Below are 24,266 nucleotides of genomic sequence, written 5' to 3' on the forward strand. Positions count from 1 at the left end.
CCACGTCCTAGAATGTGGCCTTGGGGTCATTCGCGGCCTGATCGAGCCAGCAGCCGGTCCGGCCACGTCAGCTATGCTGCCGAAAGCGGAAGTCAATTCAAAGCAACAGCGATTCCGCGAGAGGAATGTGATTCAAGCTCCGACACCGGGGCCTCAATCATGCGCTGCAATTATCACCGCGCCGGATCGGGATACACGAACGCACGCCAGCCGCTGCGTTCGAACGGCGCCCACTTGCCCTCCGGCTGTGCGAGGCGTTCCGCAACAGCGTAGACAATCGCCGGATGATGACCCATGCCGCAATGGCTCGCGCCCTGCACTTCGATATTCTCCGCGTAAGCGCCGGGCTTCTCGATGCAGTTCTGCCATGCGCAGATTCCGTCGGTGCGGCTGAAGATCGCCGTCGTCGGCACCGGCGGCGTCTTCGACATCTCGCCTCCGAAGTCGGGGTTATGATTCTCTGCGCTTTGTCCGCTGACGGCTTCATAGGTGCGCCACGCGTTGGTCGCTCGCGGGCTGCCGCCGAACGGGCTGCCGAGCGTGATCACCGAGCGCACGCGATCCGGCATCATCTTCGCAAGCTGACGCGCATAGATCCCGCCGAGGCTCCATCCCACCAGACTGACCTTGCGGCCGTGCTGCTCGTTGAGGTCCTTCACCAGATTCAACATCGCATCCTGAACGCCGGCGCGCGGCCCGAAGTTGCGGCCAAGGCCCCACCCGCTCACGGCATAGCCGCGGCTCTTGAGGAACGAACGCAATGGACGCGTTGCGGTGTCGCTGGTGATGAGTCCAGGCAGAACAAGCACCGGATGACCGTCACCCCTGGGCGCGAGACTCAATAGCGGCAGTGCGCCGAGGAAGGCGCCGAACTCGTTGATGGCGCGCGCTTCCATCAGCATCAGCAATCGCGATGGCGGGCGCAGCGTCTGGGCAGATGCGGACATTCGAATTCCTTTTTCAAATTTGCGCGGGTCGTTCATCCAGCGCACCAGAAGGCAAAGTGTCACACGGGGATGATCTTGCAACGCACCATGCAGCTCAATTGTTCAATCTAAGCACTGATTCGCATTTTTGCCATTTCGGACTCCAGTTCGTCACCGTCTCGCCGCCAGTTTTCCCTTTAGATTCATCAGCAATTTCAAAGGGATTTTATGAACACTTCGGCGGTGTGGAGCGCCAGTCCTGCAAGTCCGCCGATCAGCGCACCGTTGAAGCGGATGTATTGCAGGTCCTTGCCGATGTTGATTTCGATCAGGTTGATGAGCTGTTTCATGTCCCATGATTTGACCTGATCGGAGATGAAACGCGACACACCGCTCTTCTGATCAGCGATGAAGCTGCGCAGCACCGCGACGATGCCCTTGTTGATTTCCGCGCGCATTTCGCTGTCGGCGCCGAGTTGCGTACCGGCCTCCACAAACACATTGGTCAGGTGATGTTGCAAGACGTTGCTCTCGCCGCTGGCGCTCCTGTCGATGAACGCCTTGACGTTGGCCCAGATGTCGCGCGTCAGCGCCGCGAGTTCCGGACGCGCCAGCAAATCGCGTTTCAGTCCGTCGATACGATCCGCGTAAGCTTTGTCATTCGCCAGCTTGTCGGGAAGCGTCAGCAGGATGCGATCGACTTCGTCGCGAAACGGATGGTTCGGATCGGCACGCACCTCTTCAAAGAACGACGTGGCCGATGCCGCGATCCTCTTCAGCAGGAATTTGTCCGCGCGATAGAGTTTCAGCAGCGTCGGGAGTTCATTGCGGATCTTCTCGCGGAGAAGCGCGAGCGTCTCGGGCTTGTTGAGCGAGTCGTGAATCGCCTGCAGCAGATCGTCGAGCATCCCCTTGTGACGCCCCTCGGCGATGAAACCGCGCAGCGTTCCCGCCGCCAGCGGCGCGAGATCGACGCTCTGCAATTGCATGACGATGCGGCGGGTGAAGTATGATTTCAGCCCCGATGTCTCGGCGGCCGCCAGCGCCTCCGGCAGCAGCCGAAGGACGAAGCGCGCGAGATCAGAGCTTTTCTTCGGATCGGTCAGCCAGTCCGAAATAAACGACGCGAAATCGACCTCACGCAGTTTGGCATCGACCGGCGCGGGACTGAGAAAATGCACCTCGATGAATTCACCGAGTTTTTCGGCAATCCGGTGCTGATTTTGCTGGATGATCGCAGTGTGCGGTATCGGCAATCCCAGCGGCCGCCGGAACAAAGCAACCACCGCATACCAGTCGGCCAGTCCGCCAATCGTCGCCGCTTCCGCGAACGCTGCGAGAAACCCGAAGCCGGGATGCACGCGCTCCATCATTTTCGCGAGTACGAGCACGACGACGCAGCCCGCGAGGACGAGCGTCGCCAGCATCTTGACCCGGCGCAGTTCGGCGGCGCGCGCGATGTCGCCAGCATCGGCGATCAGCACGAATTTTTCAGTGTCAGCCATGATCGATCCCGGTCAACCGACATTGCATCGCGGACCCGCTCTCGTCAAAGGAGCTAGTGATCCGGTTCTGACATTCGTATCACTTCTCGGCCGGCGCCCCTTACGAATGTCAAAGGATCACTAGAATCATAGTTTGCTAGTGTCCTTTCGTATCCGACGTTCACTCGGAAGGCGCTGCGGAGTGAAGCGAACGCCGGATACGGGGCACTAGCTCGCGGCAAACAAAGGCCCGCTCGAGGCGGGCCTTTGGTCGTCGAATTGTGAGATGGGCCTTAGGCAGTTTTGACGGATGCCGCGAGCTTCGAGAAGTTGTCCTGCGCGGTCTTCGCACCGTCGGCGATCAGCTTGCCGAAGTACTCGGTGGTCGCCTTGGCGCGGGCCATCACGACTTCACCCTGGGCGCGGAGCAGATCGCCCTGGATCGTCACGGCTTCGTTCAGCGACTTGGCCGACGCCAGCTTGTCGATGCCCGCGAACAGCGCCTGCGCGTCGTCGTAGACGGCCTGCTGGATGTTGCGGGAGATCTTCGCGGTCTCGCTGACCGAACCGGCAACTGCGGTCTCGATCGCCGAGGTCACCTTCTCCGAACCGGTGTGAATTTCGGTGGCGCGGTCCTTGGCGGTGCCGGCAGCCTTCTTCACGAACTCACGAGCAGCTTCAGGAACTTCGACGTTCGGGAAGTTCTTGAGCGCGTCGGTGACAGGCGCGAAAGCGGTCTTGACGGTGTTCAGCACGGACTCGGCGTTGAAAGAATTGGTCATGTTCGTCTCCATCCTCAGGTTTTGAGCTATGGGCTCACCCCGTCCGGAATGGCCCGGGGCAAAGGTGTTATGCCAAAGTCTATGACGCATCGCAACATGAATGTTGCAACGCATCATCACGAACCCGTGATATGAATAAAAATAAATTATTTGAATAGCTTAACCAACAGCCTCGGTCATCCCGTAAGCTTCGAGCTGGGCACGAACCTTGGAGACATTGTGGCCGAGGACCACGATATCGTGAGTCTTTCCGGCCAGATCCCTCACCTGATCGTGCAACAGGGCCTCCGCTTTGAAACCGAGGCTCTCGAAGAGAGCGATGGCGCCGGTCTGATCCACGGTCATCTGGGCCACGATCTTCTCCAGCCCCGATCCCAGCGCCAACGCGAATGTTTCCTGCGACAGCGCACGGCCTACGCCAAGACCACGGACATCCTTGGACACCACCATGCGGATTTCGCCGACATGCGGCGACCATGACAAAAGGTCCCTCACGATGGTGCCGCAGCCCACCACCGCACTCTCCTTCACCGCCAGAAGGCTCACCAGACCGCCGCGTTCGAGCTCCTTGATCCAGGCGGAGAGCACTTTCGGCTCACTGATGTTGCGCGGAATGAACAGCAGATCATGGACCGGCAGCTTTTGCGCGAATGCGAGGACAGCCGCCTCGTCCGCAGCCGTCATGTGACGAAATTCGATTTCGCCGCCTGCGGTCATGACGCGACGCGGATAGGAACGGACTTCGGTGCTGTTCATGTTGATCGCTCACTTAACCAGGAATCGAGTTTGGGCCAGAGGCGCTTGATGGCGTTTGCGCCGGCAACGAGACTGACATGGCCGCCCTTGAGGATAACCTCAGTCTTGTCAGTCGATCCAATCATCGCGATCAGATGCTTCGCAGCGTCGTAGGGTACGATGTGATCGTGTTCGGCAACCGCATGCAGCACCGGCACCGTGATCTTGGAAATATCAGCCGCACGCCCGCCAACGGTCATGGTGCCGTTGTAGAGCTTGTTGTCCCACATCAGGTCCTTTGTGGTGGTCCGGAAATATTCGCCGGCCAGTGGCAGCGTGTCCTGTGCCCAGCGGTCGAACATCCGGTAGGATTTCACGAACTCGTCGTTCCAGATGTTTTCCCAGAGCTGGATCTGCCCCACAGCGCGCGACGCGGGGCGCAGCATTTCAAACGATGACAGGATCATTTCGGGCGGCACATTGCCGACGCTGTCGACCAATTGATCCACGTTGAAATAGCGGCGATCAGAAAAATTCTGGAACAACTTCATCTGACGGAAATCGATCGGCGTCGTGAAGCAGACCAGATTCTTCATCGGGCCATCGTGAAAGATCGAACCATAAAGCAACGACAACACGCCGCCGAAGCAATAGCCGATCACATTGACGTCGGTTTCGCCGGAGTCTTCCTGAACGCGACGGATGCAATCCGGAATGAAACCGAGGACATAGTCCTCCATCCGCAACGATTTTTCTTCAGGCCGCGGCGCACTCCAGTCGAGCATGTAGACATCGAATCCTTTCTTGAGCAGGAATTCGATGAAACTCTGGCCCGGCACCATGTCGAGGATGTAACCGCGGTTGGTCGTCGCCATCACGATCAGGATAGGGATGCGATAGATTTCATCCGCCAACGGACGATAGTGGTAGAGATTCATCGTGCCTTTGGAGTGGATGATATCCTTCGGCGTCGATCCGAGTGCGGGGCCGGACGACGCGAAATACTCCACGCCCTTGATGCTGCGCTGAATCGCGCGCTGGACTTCAGTCTGGATGCGTTCACCGACCTGCGCGACATCCGGCATCGCGCCCGCATGTGTTTGTACGTTCATGGCGTACTCCCTCCAGACGCGGACGGCTGCTGCTTGGTGCGCGGCGGTCGTGGCGGAGCGATGCCGTTTCCTTGTGACGCGACGTCGGCATGAACGCGATTCAGCAGCGCCCTGATTTCGTTCAACTGGCCTTCGATCGATTGCAGCCGCTCACCCATGCTGACCATCTGCGCGCGGCTGGGCAGATTCATGCTGACCAGGTAGCGCTCCATCAGATCGCCGACAGTCTTCTGCGCGCCCACCGAAGCGCCAGTGAGCTGATGCGTGACCTTGCTGAATTGCTCCGATCCCATGACCTGATTGGCCATGGCGTTGAAACCCTTCTCCATCTCGGCAAGCATGGTGTGCCACACCTGCACCGGATCGGTCGGTTTGTCGGACATAACTGGCGCCCCTCCGGAAGCATTAACACTGGCCGTTGCACCGGCCTTTTTTGCTATTCCATACCGTTGCGGGACCGGGGTCAACATAAACGGGCAAGACGTTACGCCCGCCTTCTGCATGGCCCAAAACCGTGCCATAGGGTATTAACTTCATTCATTTCGAGGGATGCCGCCGTGAACGCACATCAGCCGCCGCAAATGGCGAAGGCCAACGGAATTGAGCTTTGCTACGAAATCTTCGGTGCGCCGGATGCGGAACCGCTGGTCCTCATCATGGGCCTCGGCGCACAGATGATCCATTGGGACGACGAGTTCTGCCGCGACCTGGCAGGGCGCGGCTTTCGTGTCATCCGTTTCGACAACCGCGATATCGGCAAATCAACCAGGATGTCCGGCGGCAAGCCGCTGCGTCCGATGGAGCTGCTGAAACTCCGGATCTTCAAGATCGCCCCGGAAGCACCTTACAAATTGTGGGACATGGCCAACGATGTCGTTGGCCTGCTCGATGCGCTTGGCATTAAGGCCGCGCATATCGTCGGCGCGTCGATGGGCGGTATGATCGCGCAAGAAATGGCGATGCAACATCCGGACAGGGTCCTGTCGCTTACATCGATCATGTCAACAACCGGCAATCCGAGATTGCCGCAGCCAACCCGCGAAGCATCCGCCATCCTGCTCGCGCCGCCGCCGACCACCAAGGAAGAATATCTCACGCGCTTCGGTCAGACTTGGAAGGTATTGCGCGGCGCAAGCTTTCCGCTCGACGAAGCGAAGGACCTTGAGCGCGCCGAGCGAACCTACGCTCGCGGCCTCAATCCCGCAGGCGTCGGACGGCAACTACGTGCCATCCTCGCCTCAGGCAGCCGCAACGAGCGGCTGAGATCGGTGAAAGCGCCGACGCTGGTCATTCACGGCACCATTGATCCACTCGTGAAGATGGAAGCCGGCAAGGATACCGCCGCATCGATATCCGGCGCAAAGCTGCTGCTGATCGAGGGCATGGGACACGCGCTGCCGATCCCGATGTGGCCGACCATCATCGGCGCCATCGCCGAGCATGCGCAAGGGGCGCGCGCAAAATAGCGCGCTAACTCCCCGCCCAGACGTCGAGCACGTAACGGTTCTGCGTTCCCATGCTGTCGATCCAGCGCAACGCGGCCACCTCATCGGCTCCGGCCCGCTCGCGATAGATCGTCGTCAGCACGCGCTTGACGTCCGGCTCCATCTTGCCCCCGTCACCGCAGACATAGATGATCGCGCCCGCTTCGATCAGTTTCCAGACTTTGTCCTTTTGGGCCGAGATCAGATCCTGCACGTAACTCTTCGGCGTATCCGCCCGTGAGAAGGCAACGTGCAGGTCGGTAACGCCCTGATCCGCAAAGCCCTTGAGCTCGTCGGCATACAGGAAATCCTGCTCGGGATGCCGGCAGCCGAAGAACAGCATCGACGGGCCGAGCGACTTGCCCTTGGCCTTCATCGCGGCACGCTCCTGCAGGAACCCGCGGAACGGAGCAAGCCCCGTACCGGGACCGACCATGATGATCGGCGTTGCGGGATTCTCTGGGAGGCGGAAACCAGCCTTGGTCTCCCGGACGATGGCATGGACCACGTCGCCCGCGCGCCGGCTGGAGAGATAATTCGAGCAAACGCCCTTGTAGATACCACGCCCCGAACTCGCCGGCGCATCAACCACACCGACGGTCACGCTGCATTTGGAAGCCCCCGCCACCGCAGGCGATGAGGAAATCGAGTAATAACGCGGTGACAGCAGCGACAACATTTCCAGATAGGTGTGGAACGGTAATTCGCACGCCGGATATTCCTCGAGCAGATTGTAAACCGACTTCCGCTTGGCCAGAATTTCCGAACGATAAAGCTCGGTTGAGGCGGAATCGTCGCCGATCAGCGCTTCCAGCTTCGGTTTCGTCATCGGGCAGCGGGTGTGCTCGGACATGATCTGAATTTGCTTGCGGGTCGCGACCTGCTGCAACTCCACGAATTCAGTCAGCAAACGGCCGACCGACACTGCGTTGTCGACCGGCAATTGTGCCCGGCGGCCGGTGGCGACATGCAGCCTCACCTGATCGGCGGGAAGGAAACCAAATCGCCGCGCCACCGCATCCACCAGAACCGGATCGTTACGTGGAATGACACTGAGATGGTCGCCGACGCGATACGTGACGCTCTCCGGCAATTCGACTTCGATATGCCGTGTCGAACGGGTCGATGGATTGGCGCCGGACTTGTTCTGCAACTCGTCGTTGATCAGCAGCTTCACCGGCACCACGCCACCGGAGACCGCCACCGTATTGACCGCGCTGTGCGCCACCGGCTCAATCTTGTAGAGCGGCTCGTCATTGGCTTCACGTGTGAAGCCGGTATCGATGCTGAACTCCTTCACGGCGATTTCGCGGACGGACTTGAACCACTTCTCGAACTGTCCATCGAGATCATCGCGGGCGTCGCCCTCGCCTCGAGCCACAGCCGGCGTCGCACCATGCGCCGCAAGCTGCTCATCGATCATGCGCGGGATCGATTGGTAGGTCGCAAGCCAGTCGCTATTGCCGCAGCCGAATACGGCGTAGCGGACCCCCTTGAACGCATCCTTGGGCAGATCGCTGCTCAGCCATTTGACGAACTGGGTGGCGTTGTCCGGGGGCGCACCGTTGTAGGACGCGCAGAAGATAATAACGCCGCCCTGGTCGCTCAGATTTCCGACGTAGTCGTCGAGCGGCGCGAGCTTGGTCGCAAAGCCGTTGACTTCCGCCAGATCCGCAACGCGATGCGCGAGGTCCTCTGCGGTACCGAGATTCGAACCGTACAGAATGAGTAGCGGCGTATTGTGACCGGGACGGACCCGCGCCGGTGCAGCGGTCCCGGACGTGTTCGCGACAGCGGTCCCGGGACGGTTGGCGACAATGGTGCGATCCTTGTCCGAACGCGCCCGCACCTTGATCTTGAAGCCGTCGGGCTTGATCGTCAGCGTTTCCTTCAGATGCATCTGGTAGCGCGTATGGTCGAGCAGCTTGAAGCGCTGAAGAATCATACCGATTGCCAATGCGGCCTCATGCATCGCAAAACCGCGGCCGATGCAGGCGCGCTGGCCGTTTCCGAACGGCTTCCATGCATTGGCGGGCCGCTTTGTCTCGGCCTCGCGGCTGAAATTTTCCGGATCGAACACATCAGGATTCGGGCCCCACACCGAGGGATCGCGGTGCAACGCCATCACCAGAACCGTGACGAAGGTGCCCTTCCGCAATTTGTACTTGCCGCCGATCGTCTCATCCTTGAGCGGAGACACGCCATAGGCCGGCGCAGGCGGCCACATCCGCAGGGATTCCTTCAAGATCTGCGAGATGTAAGTGAGCTGCGTCACCTGCTGGAAGGTGGGCTTCGCGTCGATATCTGGACCGAGAACCCGATCGACTTCCTCGTAAGCCTTCTTGAGCACCTCCGGGTGCTTGAGCATCGCGTAGATCGCGCAGGACAACAGGCCGCTCGTGGTCTCGTGGCCCGCGATCAGGAAAGTGTTGATCTGATAGCGGATGTTGACGTCGTCGAGTTGCTCGCCGGTCACCTTGTCGACGCCGGTCATCATCGCATTGAGCATGTCCTTCGTGCTCGCAGCCCCTTCGGCGTTCTTGCGCCGTTCAGCGACGATCTCGTCGACCATGTTGTTCATGAACGCAACATCCGCTGCCATGTCGGTGCGGCGCGCGCGCATGAACAGCCCTTCGAGCGGAAGGCCGCGCGTCATCATGATGGTCTCAAGCGAGCGCACCAGCGCGCCGACGAACGGGTGATAGTCCTCCCGATAAAATGAATTGAAGCGATAGTCGAAGCCGCACAACCCGATGGTATCGAGCGTCAGCGCGGTCATGTCATGGACGACATCGATTTCGTCGTCAGCGTTGAGGCGCTCCCATTTCTTGACGAGCTGCTCGGCGATATCCACCATCATGGGATGGTAGGACTGCATCGCCCGACCGCCGAACGGCGAGAGCAAAATGTTGTGCGCCTTGTTCCAGTTCGGCTCGGTGGTGTCGGCAGTGAACAGTCCGTCGCCACCGATCGCACGCACGCGGCGTAGTGCTCCCCGCACCGCCTTGTCGAAACGCTTCTCGTCGCTCAGTTCGTTGACGAGGTCGAACCCCGAGACGATCACCAGCGGCTGCCCCATCATGTCGAGCCAGAAGATCGGCCCCAGCTCCTTGGATTTGCGCACCAGATCCTGCACCGGCGCGGTCGAATCCAGCGACAGCATATTGCCAACGACCGGTTTCCTCGGCGGATGCGGAATCGGATTCAGCTTGTTCTGGGACGACATCGCTCGGGTATCTCCTGCCCACGTGACTTTGATGCCCGGTTGGCCCGGAGCTTTTCACTCAAGCTACTGTTCCGGCGCTTCTTTTGCAAAGGACTTGTAGTGCAAGGGTTTTTGGCTTCGGCCTCCCGGGGCGTTACCCAAAACGCCGCCTGCGCCATTCAAGGATTTTGGCGCTGACCTCGTCGGGCTGCTCCTGCTGGGTCCAGTGCCCGCTGTCCTTGACCATGTACTTTTCAAGATCCGGAACAATATTCTCCATCCCGTCGCATGACGACGGCGGAAGCACCGCGTCATTCTCCGCCATGATCATAAGTGAGGGCACGCGCACGGTGTGGTCGATATGCGCCGAACGTTCCCAGTTACGAGTCATGTTACGGTACCAGTTGATCCCGCCAGTGAACCCCGACACTTTGAATGCATCGACGAAGACCTGCATTTCCTCAGGCGTCAGGATTTTCTCGCGCGGATCGAGCTTGCCGTCGTAGCCCGCGACCATTTGCGGAAACGCCATGTTCAGCTTCGGTGAAGCGCCAAGGCCCGCCGCCGGCGGCCCCTCGCCGGCTTCCATCGGTTTTCTTTGCGGCATCGGCTTGCGCATGAAGAAGTCGAAGGCTTGCTCGACCCGGCTGTCGAAAATCTTGTCGGCGCCGCGCTCTGGGTCCTGAAACTGCGCGATGTAAAGGTGATCGCCATAACGCTTGCGCAGCAGTCCGATCGGATCGCTCCCCGTGCGTGGCGTATGCGGTGTATTGACGCCGATCACGCCTGCGACGCGCGACGGATGCCGTAGCGGCATCTGCCAGACAATGAATCCACCCCAGTCATGGCCGACGAAGATCGCTTTGTCGATTTTCAGATGATCAAGCAGGCCGACGAGATCGCCCGTCAGGTTTTCTATATCATAGGCCTCGACCGCCTCCGGACGATCCGTCGCGCCGTATCCGCGCTGATCGGGCGCGATGACCCGGACGCCCGCTTCGCTTAGCGCCTTGATCTGGTGCCGCCATGAGAAGGCGATTTCAGGCCAGCCGTGGCACAACACCAGTGGTGGCGCGTCTGTTTTAGGACCGGCCTCATAGAAGCCCATACGTATGCCGTTGGTTTCGGCATACTGAAGCGGCGGCATTTCCATCATTGCAGGAGCCACGTTCAGCTTGCAGCACTTGCGCGGTTGCCGGGCGCTGCAAAGGCCGCGGCGAGAAGTTCGAACTCCTTGGGCAGCATGTCCGCCAGCACCTCGACATGAGGAATGATGTTCGCGCCGGCAATGAAGCCGAAATCGAGCTGATCGCGATAGCTTTGCACCGTGATGTTCAAAGCAAGCCCATGGGTCGAGATCGACACCGGGAAGATATGCAACAGCTCGGCGCCCACCGCATAGAGTGTCTGCCGCGGACCGGGCACATTGGAGATCGTCACATTCGCCGTTGGCGGAAGCACATCGGACAGGTTCGAGCGGCTGTAGAGCAGCGCCAGCACCTGAATCAGCATCGGCGCACCGAGCATCGCGACGTTGGATACCGAGGGCATCAGCGCGCGCAGCGGATGCGACATCTCCTTTGATTTGGCCGACTGCGCGATGATGGCCTCCAGCCGTTCCTTCGGGTCCTCGATATTGGTCGCCAGCGAGCAGATCATTCCGAACACCTGATTATTGGCGTCGGTGTTGCCCTCTTCGCGCAGCGAGATCGGCACGGCTGCTGTCAGCGAACGGCTCGGTAACCCGCCGTGCTCTAGCAGATACCGGCGCAACACACCGCTCGACAACGCCATCACGACGTCGTTGAGTTTTCCGCCGGCCTGCTTTCCAATTGCCTTGGATTCCGGTAACGAGACCGAGACGCCCGCGAAGCTCCGCTCCGACGAGATCGACTTGTTCAGCATTGTCGAGGGCGACACCATGCTCGCAAGACTGTCGCGTGACTTCGGGTCGGATATCTTGGCGACCATGTCGCGGATACTTTTGACGGTTTCGGGAACACCACCGATCATCCTGATCCCGCTCTCGATCTGGAACATCGCGTTGTCGAACAGCACAGAGCCGAGATCGCTTTTTCCCGTACGCGGCAGATCGAAGCTTTTCGCCTTGGTCGCGTCCAGCGGCTGACGCCAGAGCTGGGTGTAAGAATCGAGCATGTTGGCCGCGATGTCTCGCGGTTCGTTGGCAGGCTTGCTCGGAACGACCTTCGGGAATTCACGCGGCACCGGCGTGATGTCGTAGATCATGTTGGTCAGCGCAGCACCCGCACCGCCATCGATGCAGGCGTGGTGCATCTTGGAATAGAGCCCGACCTCGTTGTTATCCATTCCCTCGAAAACGTAGAACTCCCACAGGGGGCGCGCCCTGTTAAGAAGCTTCGCATGAATCCAGCCCACCGTGCGCTCCAGCATGGCGCGGCTGTGCGGCGCCGGAAGGCTGCCGCGAAAAATATGACGGTTGATGTCGAACTGGTCGTCCTCGACCCAGCTTGGATTATCGATGTCGAGCGGCGCCTTCTCCAGCCTCGCCTTCAGGATCGGAGCGACATGAATCCGCCCTTCGATCATCTTTTTGAAGTCTTCGTAGAAGTCGCCCTGATAACCGTCCTTCAGTTTGAAGATCGCCATGCTTCCGACGTGCATCGGCATCTCGGGCGTTTCGAGATACAGAAACGATGCGTCCATTGAGGACAGCTTCTTGGCGTGGCTCATGTTACCCTCCCGTTTCAACGAGACCATGACGCCCGCGGACAGTTTCTCGTCCGCGTTTCGGCTTCATGATCCGATTGCCACCGTCGCCTTTCCGGCGAGTCTCGTTTGGCAATATTCCTTTACGCGTCAACTTTGTCCGGACGCGCATAGGCCAGTGCAAACGGCCCCGAGCAATCGAACGGATGAAATTCACCTTCCCGCTGCGCAAGACGATCGGCGACGGCCCATAGCGCCGCGGCATTGACGCCAATTCCGATATGGCTCGCGAGTGAAATCTCAATGTTCTCCGCTGTGTCGGATTCGCGAACAAGACAAGTACGCCAGTTCACGATCCCATCGGAGCGCGTATAGAGCGAGGACGTCGGCACCGGCAGATCGCCGGCCAGCGTTTGAATATCCTTGATGTCCGCGTCTTCAATGGTTTCGCCCGACACCATTTCGTAGACGCGTTTCGCGTTCGTCGCCGTGATGTCGCCGGCAAACGGGCAGCCCAGCGTCACGACATAGCGAACCATGTCTGGCATTCGCAACGCCAGATCGCGGGCATAGACGCCACCGAGACTCCAGCCGACGAGACTGACTTTGCGGCCGGTCGCAGCGTGAACGCTGGCCAGCAATTTGCCGAGCCTGTCGCGCATGCTGTAGACGCCACCGGTGTTCCGTCCAAAGCCCCACGGATGGGTGGAGAACCCCAACAGGTCGAGATAGCGCCGCAGGATGAGGGTGGAGACATCGCTCGCCAGCAGACCCGGCAAGACCAAAACCGGATGGCCATCGCCGCGCGGAGCCGTCAGAAGCGCGGGCGCCATCAGCAATGTTGCGTTCAGTTCGAAAACACCCCGCCCCTCGGCAAGAAACAAACCGAGACTTGGCGGGCGCAATCGGCCCTTTTCGGCGAGGTGGCTCTCGTTAGCTGTCATTGCGACCTGCCCGGGCAAGCAACTTCACTGAACACGCGCTTTACTGCTCCGCATCGAGGCAGTCCGCTCAGTCTAGAAGCATGTCGGGCCTGATGCCAATCGGCTTTCGGCGGAAACCGCGTCGTGGTGAATTTTATTGCTCTGCACCATGTTCCGGAACATGGTGCACAACGCCAGCACCAGGGAAATCGCATGCGACCCGATGCCCTTGGACCGCCCCCGACGCATTTCCTGCACAATTGCGATAGCCTGTAACGACGATGGCCCGAGACCCTTCATGAGTACGTACCGCCTCGACCACCTGTTTGCGCCGCGCTCGATTGCGCTCATCGGCGGAAGCCCGAAGCACGCCTCCGTCGGCGGAGCAACGCTGCGCAATCTACTCGGCGGCGGTTTCAGCGGACCGATCCACATCGTCAACCGCAAGTACTCCGAAATCGAAGGCATCAAGACGCTCCGCGACATCAAAGACATTCCGGGGACGCCCGACCTCACGATCATCTCCACACCGCCCTCCGCCATTCCGGGGGTCGTGAAGAGAGCCGGCGCGCGCGGATTCCCGGCTGCGATGGTGCTCTCCGCCGGTCTGGGCCTCGGCACCGGCTCGTACACGGAAGCCATCGCCCAGACCGCGCGAATGACAGGCTTGCGCCTGATCGGACCGTCTCTCGGCATTATGGTGCCGCGTATGAAATTGAACGCGAGTTTCGCATCCCGCCTACCGCAAGACGGCGACCTCGCGCTGATTTCGCAATCCGGCGCGATCTCGACGGCGCTAGTCGAATGGGCCGCGAACCGCAACGTCGGATTTTCAGCTATCGTCTCGATGGGCGAAAACCTCGACGTCGATTTCGGCGACCTGCTTGATTATTTTGCGCTCGATACCGACACGCGCGCGATCCTGCTTTACGTCGAGTCGATCAGCGACGTGCGAAAGTTCATGTCGGCGGCACGGGCCGCCGCGCGCGTGAAACCCGTGGTTGTCATTAAGTCCGGTCGTCACACCCAAGGCGCGCGGGCGGCGGCAACTCACACTGGCGCATTGGCAGGATCGGACGCCGTCTACGATGCCGCGTTCCGCCGGGCGGGACTGCTGCGCGTGCTCGACCTCGACGAATTATTCTCCGCAGCGGAAACGCTGGGCCACCTCCAATCCTCGCATGGACACCGGCTTGCAATCATCACCAACGGCGGCGGACTTGGCGTCCTCGCAGTGGACCGCCTGATAGATCTCGGCGGAGAACTCGCTGGGCTTTCCGAAGACGTGAAAAAGAGCCTCAACAAGGTGCTGCCGGAGCGGTGGTCCGGCGCCAATCCCGTCGACATTCTTGGCGACGCCGATGGCGAACGCTACGCGCAGGCTTGCGAGCAAGTGTTGGGCGATACCGCCAACAATGCGGTTCTGATCATGAACGCACCGAACACGCTGGCCCCCCCGGTTGAATCCGCACAGGCTGTGGTTGGCGCCGTTAAAAAGTACCGTGCCGAGACCTATTCCCGCAAACCGGTGTTCGCTGCCTGGGTGGGCGATAGCGGAGCCGCCAGCAGCGTCTTCGGCGAAGCCGGCATCCCACATTTTTCCAGCGAGGCAGATGCCGTGCGTGGCTTCATGCATATCGTCCGTTATCGCGAAGGGCTGGACGTTGCGATGCAGACGCCGCCCAGCCTGCCGGAAGACTTCGCGCCAGATGTGGCGGCTGGACGCGCAATCGTCCAGAACGCCCTGCAAGACAAGCGCGGCTGGCTTAATCCGATCGAGATCACCGAACTGTTCGCTGCCTACGCGCTCCCGATTGCCTCGGCCACGCTGGCGCGCGATCCGGATCAGGCCGCGCGCGCCGCAACCGCGATCCTGGCGGCAGGCAACACCGTCGTCGTCAAGATCAGTTCAGCCGACATTCTGAACAAATCCGACGTCGGCGGCGTGCGTCTGAACCTGACCAGTGAGCGCGCTGTCCATGTCGCAACCGAGGAAATCCTGCAGCGTGCCGCCAAGATGCGCCCAAAGGCACGCATCGACGGCGTGACCATCCATCCGATGATCCTGCGTCCACGCGCGCGCGAACTGATCGCTGGCCTTGCCGACGATCCAAGCTTCGGTCCGGTCGTGGTATTCGGGCGCGGTGGCACCGCCGTAGAAGTCATCAATGACAAGGCGCTTGCGCTTCCGCCCCTCGATCTCAATCTGGCAAGGGACCTGATTGCGCGTACCCGCGTCTCGCGCATTCTCAAGAGTTATCGCGACGTCCCGGCGGCAGATGAAGGCGCGGTCGCGCTGCTGCTGGTGAAGATCGCCCAAATGGCGGCGGATTTGCCCGAGATTCGCGAACTCGACATCAATCCCCTGCTTGCGGACAAGGATGGCGTGATCGCTGCAGACGCCCAGGTGTCGATCGCGCCGCTGAGCGATGCGATACGCGGTTCCGGTCACTACCGATTTGCGATCCGGCCTTATCCGAAGGAATGGGAGCGGCACACAACGCTCAAGGACGGCACGCGGATCTTCGTGCGCCCGGTCCGGCCTGAGGACGAGCATCTCTATCCCGAGTTCTTTTCCCACGTCAGCCAGGAAGACATCCGGCTGCGGTTCTTCTCCGCGATGAAAGAGCTGACGCATCCCTTCATCGCGCGCCTGACGCAACTCGACTACGCGCGCGCAATGGCCTTCGTCGCCATCGAGGAAACCACCGGAAAAATACTGGGCGTGGTGCGCCTTCATACCGACGCCGACTTCGCTAGTTCGGAATTCGCAGTGCTTGTGCGATCCGACCTCAAGGGCGTCGGCCTCGGCTTACTGTTCATGAAAATGATTATCGAGTACGGCCAGGCGGAAGGCGTTCGCGCTATCCGGGGCCAAGTACTGAGCCGAAACAACAGAATGCTGGACATGTGTCGGCGGCTCGGATTCGAAGTTCGTCCCGATCCGCAGAACTCGGATATTTCACTCGTCGTTCTTCCGCTCGGTACGCACGCGAAATAGATGCCGCTTCCCGGAGATTGATCATGGCACGAATTGTGATTTCCGCAACGATCGCGCTGGCCATCATCCTCTGGGCTTACGCCAGTATCCTGACGCATTGAGCGGCGCCGCAGCGCCGCTCTGAACGCGCATCGTCAGGGCACCAGCACCGCGCGGCCGACCAGCTTGCCCTGCTGCAGGTCCTTCAGCGAAGCGTCGGCTTGAGAGAGCGGCCGGGTGGTGACCGGGATCGGCGCGATCCCCTTCTCGCGCACGAGATCGATCAACTCCTGCGTCTCACGCAGATTACCGACATAGCTCCCCTGAATCGTAATCGCCTTGATTGGAATGAGCGGCAATGCCCACGGGGCTCCGCCGCCGAACAGGCCAACGACGACGAGTTTGCCGCCCTTGCTCAGGCAATCGAACCCCAGTGCCGCCGTCGCTGCATTGCCGACCAGATCGATCACGCCCCTAATCGGCCCACCCGCTTTCGACGTGATCTGCTGCAAGGCATCCGGCGCGCCGCCGTCGACCGATGCCAACGCGCCCGCCTCCTCGGCAGCCTTACGTTTGCTGGCATCAATGTCGACCACGATAGCGCCCTTGCCGCCCATCGCTTTGAGAAGCGACAGCGCCATCAAGCCGAGCCCGCCTGCTCCGAAGATCACGATAGGTTGGTCCAGAACAGATTCGAGTTTCTTGATCGCGCTGTATGTCGTGACGCCAGAGCAGGCATACGGTGCAGCCGTCACCGGATCGAGACCCTTGAGGTCGATAAGATAGCGCGGATGGCGAACCGTGATGTGATCGGCGTAGCCGCCATCACAATAAACGCCGATCGAATTCGGCTTAACGATGCACATGTTCTCGTCGCCAGCGAGGCAGGTGTCGCATTTGCCGCAACCGAGCCACGGATACACCAGCCGCACATCGCCGACTGCAACGCCCTTGGCCTCGGGCCCGAACGCCACGACCTCGCCGACCGTTTCGTGTCCCATCGTCAGCGGCAGAGAAACACCGCGATCCTTCAGCGACAACCTGCGGCCATGGCCGAGATCGTATCCCCCCTCCCAGATGTGGAGGTCGCTGTGACAGACCCCGGCGGCCTTGACCTTCAGCAGGACCTGCGTGCCCTCCGGCTTTGGGGTCGCGATGTCGACTTCCGTCAACGGAGCGTTGAATTCAGTGACCTTGAAGCTCTTCATCCCATCTCTCCCCTTTCTTTTCCGGCCGCCTGGCCCGCGGGTTTTGTTCGAGCGGGAGTAGAGGCGAGCGAAGGCTGGGCTGTCAATACAGACGGCGCCGTGCCCGCCGTCGCTATATGAACCTTGGCCAATGGCACCGGATGGACTACGCAAGGCGGACCGGCAGAGGGTTCGCCGGGCAATATCGAGAGCAACTGCGATGACCGACCAGTTTGACTGGAATCTCGTCCGATCGTTTCTGGCGATTACACGCTCCGGCAGCATGACCGCCGCCGCCAAGCGACTGAAGATCGACTATTCGACGCTCAGCCGGCGGATTGCCGCACTTGAAGCATCGCTGGGCTCCCAATTGTTCGATCGCCGGACCAGCGGATCATCCCTCACAGAGGCCGGCGACCGGTTGCTCGAAATGGCCGAACAGATGGACCAACTCGCGACGTCGGCAGCGCAATCGATCGGCGATGCAAAGCTGCAAGCCAACGGCGCGGTCCGCATCGGCACGCCGGACGGCTTCGGAACGAAGTTCCTGGCGCAGCGCCTTGGCGAACTCAGCAACCGCCACCCCGATCTCACCGTCGAACTCGTCGCGATGCCGCGCGAGTTCAGCCTCTCCCGGCGTGAAGCCGACATCGCCGTGAGCCTGACGCAGCCGAGCGAAGGGCGGCTGCACTCGCGCAAGCTGACGGATTACGAACTCGGGCTGTACGCGTCGCGCGGATACCTTGCCAATAATCCCGCTATCGAGACCGTTGCCGATGTCCCCTCTCATCGGTTCATTTCATACATCGATGATCTGATTTTCTCGCCGGAGCTGGAATATACGCATTTCGTTTCACCCGATCTGCGACCCGCGATCAAGAGTTCAAACCTGATTGCACAACTGAATTCCACTATCGCCGGCGCTGGCCTTTGCGTCCTGCCATGCTTCATCGCGCAACCGGAGCCGGAGCTCGTGCGAGTGCTGCCGAGCTTTCGCTTGATCAGGACATTCTGGCTGCTGCTGCACAGCGACCTGCGCAACATCGCGCGCGTCAGGGTCACTGCGGACTTCATAGCCGAACAGGTCAGCGAGGCTCAGGCGCTGTTCCTGCCTAAAAGCCAGAAGTGAAATCGGCCCTGAGGCTGCGGCCGCTATACGAGTCAGAACGGCGATGTCGTTCCCGTGATCGCCAGATCAGTTGGGATAGCAATACCCATAACAGCCGCCCGGATTTGTATTCGGCGGCGGCTGTTGGACCTGATTGGGTTGATTGACTTGATTGGTCTGGTTGGATTGTGACTTGTTCTTCGCGATCGCATTGCCGCCGTCGAAGATCGAGAAATATCCAAGCGGATCCGTACCCGGCGGCTTCGCCGGATCCGTGACGATGGTTTTGCCGAAGCCAAGCCGCGCGGCCATCTGGTCGGTCGGCAAATCGTTGATACCGCCAGTCTGCCCCGGGCCGCTGGTCAGCGCAGCCATGATCTTCTGCAACAGGAAATCAGGGATAGGGAACGGCTCCGGTATCGGATCGTTCGGACCAGACACCCAGGTCATATAGCCCGGCCGAACAATCACCGAGCCGACATTGTTCTTGATAATGACTGAGCCGACGTGGCCGATGACGATCTCGCCCCTCGCCTGCGACAGTTTCGGATCGGAGCCGGTGAAACCCGGCGGGATCGGATAACAACCGTAGCAACGCCACCGCGAATGCCGAGCGTCGCAACCGGTGTCTTCACCGTGACGCCCGCGGTGTGGCTGATCTGCCCGCCGACGAAGCGCATCACGCCCTTGGAGACGGTCGCCACCATTTTGCCGGTCCCGGCATTGGGATCGTAGACGTACTCGTCAATCACGATGTTGCTGTTGCTGCCGACATTCAGCGTCGATGTGTCGGGAAACATGATCTGCGTCGACCCTTGCGCAGACGTCTGCACCCGCTCCTTGTAGATCACGTTGGCGCCGATGGTGAGCGTGCGGGTACCTGCGCCCGGCGGAGTTCCGGTTGCGTCAAGATTGACCGCGCCGACCCGCCCCGAGTTTTGCGCCTCGGCCGCAGGAATAAGCGCAGTCGTGGAAAGCAGCACCGTCAGAAACGACGTGAAATATGTCTCTTTGGAAAATAACATCTGCTGCACCCTCAGAAGCGAGCGGTCGGGCCGAACATCACGGAGAAATTATCCAGGCGATAGTTCGGCAGCGAGGAATTGGTCTTGTCGTACTGGACCGCAGCCGAAATGCCGAAGTTCTTCGTCACAGACGCGTTAAACAGTGCGCCCACCGACCACTGGTTGTCGCTACGTGCAATCAGCGGATCGATAAACGGATTCGGCGCATCGAAACGCGTTTCGATCCACCGGACGAACGGCGCCACACTCCAGTTACGTGACATCCAGGCGAATGGCGGCGCGAACTCCAGCGTTAGGGCGGCTTCCATAGCCCACTGGTCGAAGGACTGGAACGCGAATGCAGAGTCGCCCCGCCGATATAGCCCACGCGCATCCAGCTTGATCTGTTGTGCGATGTTCCAGCTTGCCGCGAGGCTGGTCGTGTACCAATCGCCGGAGTTGAAGCCAGCGACAGGATCGGTTGTTCTGAAATCTGAGCGACGCCATTCGAAATCGGGGCCGAAGGAGAACTTGTCGTTCACCGGGACCTTCACGCCGACGCCGGCGCCTGCTGTCGAAAAGTACGATGAGCCCCCGACCCAGGTATTTCCACCCACCACATAGGGCTTGATGGTGACGCCTGGCAGAAGTTCAGGTGCGAGGGCAAGCCGAGGACCGAAGCTGACATCGACGAAGCCGACGTTGAGATCCTTCAGGCGCGATTGCTCGGTGAGGTATCCAACCGCGCGCGTTTCGAGAATGTCACCACGCGGGTTCTGCAAATCATAGTCGTGGCTCAGGCCGACCAGTCCGAACCAGTTGATGTCGCTCTTCTGCCGTGCGGTCGGCAGCAGGGCGAGATCCTGACCACCGAGACGAAGGACACCGCCACCGGGCGCGAAACTCGCATTGCTCTGCGAGCGGATGCCGGTCTGCGCGAAACCGGAGAACCGGCTCGGCTGAAGCTGCTTCTCGGTATCCGGAAGATAGGTTTCGACGCGCTCCTTGGTGATGGCATCGATATCGGGACTGGCGAGTGCTTCCTTGAAGTAACGCTTTGCCATTTCATAGGAGCCGAGCCGGAAATACAGCGCACCGAGCTCGTATTTCACGCGCGTCAGTTTGGAATTGTAGAACAGCAGCCGCTCGAGCGCACCGATCGCAGCTTCGTAATCCCCGCGTGCGGTCGCAACCTTGACGAAAGCAAACGTCACTTCGTGATTTGCGGGATTCCGCACCATCTGCTGAAACAGCTGCTGCTGCTCTGCCGCATCCTGCGCGCGCGCTGCTCCCGCATGAGCGAAAAAGACAAGTGCGCACACAACCCAGATGCTACGGGCCGACACAACCTGCGCCCGCGGCCCTCCCAAAGAGAGCAATACTCGAAACCACATATCAAAAATTCCCGTCGCCAATGCCCCCGGAAGAACCATAAAAGCGGCATCTAATCAACGCCGTACGGCCTGCATCGCGTGGCCGAATTGATACAGCCGCTGGAAAACGCGGCCTTGCTGAACTCGATCAGGTCTGCCTCTGGCTTAGGGATTGGTACATGTGCGCGACCCATCGGTTCAGTTCGCGGAAAGAAATTTTTGCCGGAAAATCAGCATTTACGCTGTACTTCTGGATTTGACCATCAAGGAATGAGCCTTCAGGCGGAGCAAGATCGTGCGGTATCCCGGCACGGCGCCAAACATCGTCATGAAGGTGCAGGAAATGAAAATCCTTGCACAATCGATTCAATCTCTCGGCGCTGTCCGGATTGAACAGGTCCGCCACATCGAACCAGGAGACTGGGCCGAGAGGCACCTGATTCCGGATTTTACCACTCAGCTCGTGCCGCTCGACAAGCGACGTGAGCAAAGCCGAGCCGGATTTCTCCCAGTCCTCAAAAGAACCGGAAAGACCTTCAACTTCCGCCAGCGCCTCCGTCAGCAACCCGTGCCCCACCGGAAATTTCAAAACACCGGTCGGCACCCGGCCGAACACGTCCAAACCGGCGAAGAAGACATTGCCCGATGGAAGATCAGGCGTCAGCAACAGGACATCAGGATCGATCCACCATCCGCCCACCTTCTGAAGCAGCGCATACCGGAACAGATTTGCGTGAATGGCGAAAGCGCCCTCTTCGCCCAATGGCTTTAGGACAACCTCGCGTGGCAGGACTTCGGCTGCATCCTCGACACGTATCCAGTCCGGGACGTTCAAGTCGCGATTGTAAGAAAATACCTCGACGCGATGTCCGCTGGCCGCGAAGCTTTTCAAGCACATCAACTGATAGGGGCCGATCGTCTCACCGTACCAGAATGTTCTCAGCGTTTGGGGCTCGGCGGCGAGTGGATGATCTCCATGCGATGGAACCGCGGCATGACTGAAAGGACGCACGCCCGGCTGCCAGCCGTTGATCTGGATTGATCGGGCCAGATGATCCAATGCGTCGTACGGCACGCGCTGGGTGGCGAGCTTTTGCTTCATTTCCTTCATCACCCAGAATTCCCGAAACCATCCTTCAACGGCCTCGTAGGACAGACGCGCTCCCTGCGGAACAACGATTCCAAAACGCTTGAACAGCGAATCCAGAAAACTGCCTTCTGGTGGTCCGAGGTTCTTGGGAATGCGCAGAGCACGCCACAGATCATTCCAGAGATGCACGAAATCGCTTGAAGCCAGCCGCTCCAAAACGGCCTCACATTGGCGGGGATCGAAGAACATCAGAACTTCGTTGGGGTGTATCTCGTAAGCGCTGACTTTCGGGCGAACCAAATGGTCGATCGCATATTCGGACGAAAGGCGTGTAATGAGCTTCGGTCCAACAATACCATGATCGGCTCCCGGCGCGGCGGTCCCCGCTGCCGGCAAAAGCCTCATCGCCTCATCGATTGCAGCCGTCATGATCGGTGCCTGAGCGGGAAACTTCATGACGGCAGCATTAACGACGCCCTCCTCCTGATAGGCGAGATAGAGCTTGTCGTCGGGCAACACCGTTTTCATCACGACGATATCGAGGTCCATATACCAGCCGCCAAATTTCTGGATAGCGAGGTATCTGAACAGGTCGGAGTGCAACGCAAGCGAAAGGTCGCCGTCATTATGATGAAATTGGTAGAGCGGGCCGGACAGAACCTCGCGCGCATCCACAAGTTCAACACCTTCGGGCACGATCAGATTTTTATTGTAGGTGTACAACAAAACACGCGCGCCTGACGCGACCGCGCTCCGCAACGACAGCTCTTCATAATAGCTGGGATTTGGCCCCGTCCAGAAAGTGCGCATTTCCTGGCGATGCTTCGTGGGCATGCGATGTCGATTGCCTTGTGATAATCAATCATTATAGCCAGTATTCCGACCTGCGTTGTCAAACGCAAAGTGGAAAGCAAACCTCGCCATGAAGACGGTTCTTTTTGCCTGGGAGCAAGGTGGTGGGTTTGGCCATATCGCAAATCTGGGACGTTTCGCAGCACTACTTAAGCACCACGATATCCGTCCGGTCTTTGCGCTGAAGCATCCGGAAGCCGCGCATCTTCTGGAGACCGAGGCGGAGATCATTCAGGCTCCGCCGTGGCTGGCGACTGCATCTAACGAAAATCACTCCCTTCGCTCGACAGCGACGATGCACGACCAACTAGTTTCAGCGGGTCTGGCCGACGAGCATAACTTGCGATCGCTGCTCCAATCGTGGGACGACCTTCTCAAAACTATTACCCCGGACCTTGTCGTCGCGGATTCTGCGCCCGCAGCAAGCATGATGTCGCTTGGGCGAATTCCGCTGATTGTCGTCGGAAACGGATACACAGCACCGCCCGGCGACATGAAGCGCTTTCCGCTGCTTCATCGTGTCCATCCGCCGCGCTGGAACGAGGACGAAACGCTGGGAACGGTCAATCGCGTGCTGCGATCTCTGGGGCGGCCTCCCCTTGAACGACTGCCGCAAATATTTTCCGGCGACGCGCAGATCGTTCTCACCTTTCCGGTACTCGATCCTTATGATCTACAGAGATCGGCGCCACTAGCAGGCCCTATTTTTGACAGTCCACCGCTCGAAGGCCGGAAAGATGCGGACAACATCTTCGTCTACCTGTCGCGAGGCGTATTATCCGCGCTGCCGTTCGACATCGTTCCGGCTTTGCTTCCCCTCGCCAGCCGCCTCATCACCTCTGCTCCAGACATCGCGAGCGGGCAGTCCGACGAACTGGTGCGCCGCGGAGCACAAGTCCATTCGCAGCATTTGCCGCTAAGCGAGACGCTGGCATCAGCACGCCTCGTTATTCACTTTGGCGGCGGCGGACTGGCAGCTCACGCAATCGCCGCAGGCATCCCCCAACTTGTTATGGCAACTCATATCGAGCAGCTTCTGAACGGCCTCCAAATCGAGAATGCACGTCTCGGAAAGGTCATTGATAGTTTCGAGCCGCAGGTCGATGTTGCCAAATCGCTGGATGCAATCCTTGCAGACGATGGCATGCGACACCGTGCAGCGCAGGCCGGCCATGAGCATCGCGAAATGCTGACAAACATGAAGCCGCTTGAAACGTTCGAAGCCGCCTCCCTGAAACTTCTCGGGAAATAGCCGAGCGCCGTTCGGCAACCGTGCATGTCTGCCCCTATTTTTCGCTTTGGGGACGCCACTTGCCTGCGGCTGGGATTACCG

The 24,266-nt window shown here is 59.8% G+C and carries 19 protein-coding genes; 4 read left to right on the top strand and 15 right to left on the bottom strand.

What is annotated here, in order from left to right:
- Nucleotides 1–173: 173 nt before the first annotated feature.
- The 6 genes from BN32_RS09740 to BN32_RS09765 form a co-directional block, all read right to left on the bottom strand.
- Nucleotides 174–947 (bottom strand): esterase/lipase family protein, encoded by a 774-nt coding sequence (locus BN32_RS09740; protein ID WP_040426214.1) that lies wholly within the window; start codon nucleotides 945–947, stop codon nucleotides 174–176.
- A gap of 194 nt (nucleotides 948–1,141) precedes the next feature.
- Nucleotides 1,142–2,431 carry a DUF445 domain-containing protein gene (locus BN32_RS09745; protein WP_019197990.1) on the bottom strand — a complete coding sequence of 430 codons (1,290 nt, stop codon included), beginning with the start codon at nucleotides 2,429–2,431 and terminating at the stop codon, nucleotides 1,142–1,144.
- Nucleotides 2,432–2,703: 272 nt separating this feature from the next.
- A complete protein-coding gene (locus BN32_RS09750; protein ID WP_040426216.1) occupies nucleotides 2,704–3,192 on the bottom strand; it encodes a phasin family protein in 489 nt (162 codons plus the stop codon).
- Between the two features lie 159 nt (nucleotides 3,193–3,351).
- Entirely contained in the window at nucleotides 3,352–3,948 is a 597-nt protein-coding gene (locus tag BN32_RS09755; protein WP_019197992.1) for a GNAT family N-acetyltransferase, read from the bottom strand.
- Nucleotides 3,945–5,039 carry an alpha/beta fold hydrolase gene (locus tag BN32_RS09760; protein ID WP_019197993.1) on the bottom strand — a complete coding sequence of 365 codons (1,095 nt, stop codon included), beginning with the start codon at nucleotides 5,037–5,039 and terminating at the stop codon, nucleotides 3,945–3,947. The genes BN32_RS09755 and BN32_RS09760 overlap by 4 nt, the downstream gene beginning before the upstream one ends.
- Nucleotides 5,036–5,422, bottom strand: a complete 387-nt coding sequence (locus BN32_RS09765; protein WP_019197994.1) for a hypothetical protein — start codon at nucleotides 5,420–5,422, stop codon at nucleotides 5,036–5,038. Before BN32_RS09765 ends, BN32_RS09760 begins: the two co-directional genes overlap by 4 nt.
- A 174-nt stretch (nucleotides 5,423–5,596) precedes the next feature.
- Here BN32_RS09765 and BN32_RS09770 point away from each other — a divergent pair, with 174 nt between their 5' ends.
- On the top strand, nucleotides 5,597–6,505 hold the full coding sequence (locus BN32_RS09770) for an alpha/beta fold hydrolase (RefSeq protein WP_173405769.1): 909 nt from the start codon (nucleotides 5,597–5,599) through the stop codon (nucleotides 6,503–6,505).
- 4 nt (nucleotides 6,506–6,509) lie between these two features.
- Here the strand turns inward: BN32_RS09770 and BN32_RS09775 are convergent, their stop codons facing one another.
- The 4 genes from BN32_RS09775 to BN32_RS09790 all read right to left on the bottom strand — a co-directional run bounded on the left by BN32_RS09775 (nucleotide 6,510) and on the right by BN32_RS09790 (nucleotide 13,360).
- Nucleotides 6,510–9,749, bottom strand: a complete 3,240-nt coding sequence (locus tag BN32_RS09775) for a bifunctional cytochrome P450/NADPH--P450 reductase (RefSeq protein WP_019197996.1) — start codon at nucleotides 9,747–9,749, stop codon at nucleotides 6,510–6,512.
- A gap of 133 nt (nucleotides 9,750–9,882) precedes the next feature.
- On the bottom strand, nucleotides 9,883–10,884 hold the full coding sequence (locus BN32_RS09780) for an alpha/beta fold hydrolase (protein ID WP_040425614.1): 1,002 nt from the start codon (nucleotides 10,882–10,884) through the stop codon (nucleotides 9,883–9,885).
- A gap of 14 nt (nucleotides 10,885–10,898) precedes the next feature.
- Complete coding sequence (locus tag BN32_RS09785; RefSeq protein WP_040426218.1) at nucleotides 10,899–12,440, bottom strand: WS/DGAT/MGAT family O-acyltransferase; 1,542 nt, start codon at nucleotides 12,438–12,440, stop codon at nucleotides 10,899–10,901.
- Nucleotides 12,441–12,559: 119 nt separating this feature from the next.
- Nucleotides 12,560–13,360, bottom strand: a complete 801-nt coding sequence (locus BN32_RS09790) for an esterase/lipase family protein (protein ID WP_040425615.1) — start codon at nucleotides 13,358–13,360, stop codon at nucleotides 12,560–12,562.
- Between the two features lie 277 nt (nucleotides 13,361–13,637).
- On the opposite strand from BN32_RS09790, the gene BN32_RS09800 reads away from it, so the two are divergent.
- Complete coding sequence (locus BN32_RS09800; RefSeq protein WP_019198001.1) at nucleotides 13,638–16,340, top strand: bifunctional acetate--CoA ligase family protein/GNAT family N-acetyltransferase; 2,703 nt, start codon at nucleotides 13,638–13,640, stop codon at nucleotides 16,338–16,340.
- 134 nt (nucleotides 16,341–16,474) lie between these two features.
- Here the strand turns inward: BN32_RS09800 and BN32_RS09805 are convergent, their stop codons facing one another.
- Complete coding sequence (locus tag BN32_RS09805; protein ID WP_019198002.1) at nucleotides 16,475–17,527, bottom strand: alcohol dehydrogenase; 1,053 nt, start codon at nucleotides 17,525–17,527, stop codon at nucleotides 16,475–16,477.
- A gap of 199 nt (nucleotides 17,528–17,726) precedes the next feature.
- On the opposite strand from BN32_RS09805, the gene BN32_RS09810 reads away from it, so the two are divergent.
- A complete protein-coding gene (locus tag BN32_RS09810) occupies nucleotides 17,727–18,635 on the top strand; it encodes a LysR family transcriptional regulator (RefSeq protein WP_019198003.1) in 909 nt (302 codons plus the stop codon).
- Between the two features lie 66 nt (nucleotides 18,636–18,701).
- Here the strand turns inward: BN32_RS09810 and BN32_RS27685 are convergent, their stop codons facing one another.
- From BN32_RS27685 to BN32_RS09825, 4 genes are all read right to left on the bottom strand, one after another.
- The gene (locus BN32_RS27685) at nucleotides 18,702–19,064 is read right to left on the bottom strand and encodes a hypothetical protein (RefSeq protein ID WP_019198004.1); all 363 of its coding nucleotides are present in this window, start codon (nucleotides 19,062–19,064) and stop codon (nucleotides 18,702–18,704) included.
- Between the two features lie 17 nt (nucleotides 19,065–19,081).
- Nucleotides 19,082–19,639, bottom strand: coding sequence for a FecR family protein (locus tag BN32_RS27690; protein ID WP_019198005.1), 558 nt, complete (start codon nucleotides 19,637–19,639; stop codon nucleotides 19,082–19,084).
- A gap of 11 nt (nucleotides 19,640–19,650) precedes the next feature.
- On the bottom strand, nucleotides 19,651–21,012 hold the full coding sequence (locus BN32_RS09820) for a tetratricopeptide repeat protein (protein ID WP_051488454.1): 1,362 nt from the start codon (nucleotides 21,010–21,012) through the stop codon (nucleotides 19,651–19,653).
- A 127-nt stretch (nucleotides 21,013–21,139) separates the two neighbouring features.
- Nucleotides 21,140–22,915, bottom strand: coding sequence for a glycosyltransferase (locus tag BN32_RS09825; RefSeq protein ID WP_019198007.1), 1,776 nt, complete (start codon nucleotides 22,913–22,915; stop codon nucleotides 21,140–21,142).
- An 88-nt stretch (nucleotides 22,916–23,003) separates the two neighbouring features.
- Between BN32_RS09825 and BN32_RS09830 the strand changes: the two genes are divergently transcribed.
- Nucleotides 23,004–24,185, top strand: coding sequence for a glycosyltransferase (locus BN32_RS09830; RefSeq protein WP_019198008.1), 1,182 nt, complete (start codon nucleotides 23,004–23,006; stop codon nucleotides 24,183–24,185).
- The last annotated feature ends 81 nt before the right edge of the window (nucleotides 24,186–24,266 follow it).

It is taken from the genome of Afipia birgiae 34632, from assembly GCF_000308295.2.
GTDB classification, from domain to species: domain Bacteria; phylum Pseudomonadota; class Alphaproteobacteria; order Rhizobiales; family Xanthobacteraceae; genus Afipia; species Afipia birgiae.

Bases quoted from the DNA above. Each gene is read 5' to 3' on its own strand.
- BN32_RS09740 (WP_040426214.1), bottom strand. From the start codon at position 947: ATGTCCGCATCTGCCCAGACGCTGCGCCCGCCATCGCGATTGCTGATG.
- BN32_RS09745 (WP_019197990.1), bottom strand. From the start codon at position 2,431: ATGGCTGACACTGAAAAATTCGTGCTGATCGCCGATGCTGGCGACATC.
- BN32_RS09750 (WP_040426216.1), bottom strand. From the start codon at position 3,192: ATGACCAATTCTTTCAACGCCGAGTCCGTGCTGAACACCGTCAAGACC.
- BN32_RS09755 (WP_019197992.1), bottom strand. From the start codon at position 3,948: ATGAACAGCACCGAAGTCCGTTCCTATCCGCGTCGCGTCATGACCGCA.
- BN32_RS09760 (WP_019197993.1), bottom strand. From the start codon at position 5,039: ATGAACGTACAAACACATGCGGGCGCGATGCCGGATGTCGCGCAGGTC.
- BN32_RS09765 (WP_019197994.1), bottom strand. From the start codon at position 5,422: ATGTCCGACAAACCGACCGATCCGGTGCAGGTGTGGCACACCATGCTT.
- BN32_RS09775 (WP_019197996.1), bottom strand. From the start codon at position 9,749: ATGTCGTCCCAGAACAAGCTGAATCCGATTCCGCATCCGCCGAGGAAA.
- BN32_RS09780 (WP_040425614.1), bottom strand. From the start codon at position 10,884: ATGATGGAAATGCCGCCGCTTCAGTATGCCGAAACCAACGGCATACGT.
- BN32_RS09785 (WP_040426218.1), bottom strand. From the start codon at position 12,440: ATGAGCCACGCCAAGAAGCTGTCCTCAATGGACGCATCGTTTCTGTAT.
- BN32_RS09790 (WP_040425615.1), bottom strand. From the start codon at position 13,360: ATGACAGCTAACGAGAGCCACCTCGCCGAAAAGGGCCGATTGCGCCCG.
- BN32_RS09800 (WP_019198001.1), top strand. From the start codon at position 13,638: ATGAGTACGTACCGCCTCGACCACCTGTTTGCGCCGCGCTCGATTGCG.
- BN32_RS09805 (WP_019198002.1), bottom strand. From the start codon at position 17,527: ATGAAGAGCTTCAAGGTCACTGAATTCAACGCTCCGTTGACGGAAGTC.
- BN32_RS09810 (WP_019198003.1), top strand. From the start codon at position 17,727: ATGACCGACCAGTTTGACTGGAATCTCGTCCGATCGTTTCTGGCGATT.
- BN32_RS27685 (WP_019198004.1), bottom strand. From the start codon at position 19,064: ATGACCTGGGTGTCTGGTCCGAACGATCCGATACCGGAGCCGTTCCCT.
- BN32_RS27690 (WP_019198005.1), bottom strand. From the start codon at position 19,639: ATGTTATTTTCCAAAGAGACATATTTCACGTCGTTTCTGACGGTGCTG.
- BN32_RS09820 (WP_051488454.1), bottom strand. From the start codon at position 21,012: ATGTGGTTTCGAGTATTGCTCTCTTTGGGAGGGCCGCGGGCGCAGGTT.
- BN32_RS09825 (WP_019198007.1), bottom strand. From the start codon at position 22,915: ATGCCCACGAAGCATCGCCAGGAAATGCGCACTTTCTGGACGGGGCCA.
- BN32_RS09830 (WP_019198008.1), top strand. From the start codon at position 23,004: ATGAAGACGGTTCTTTTTGCCTGGGAGCAAGGTGGTGGGTTTGGCCAT.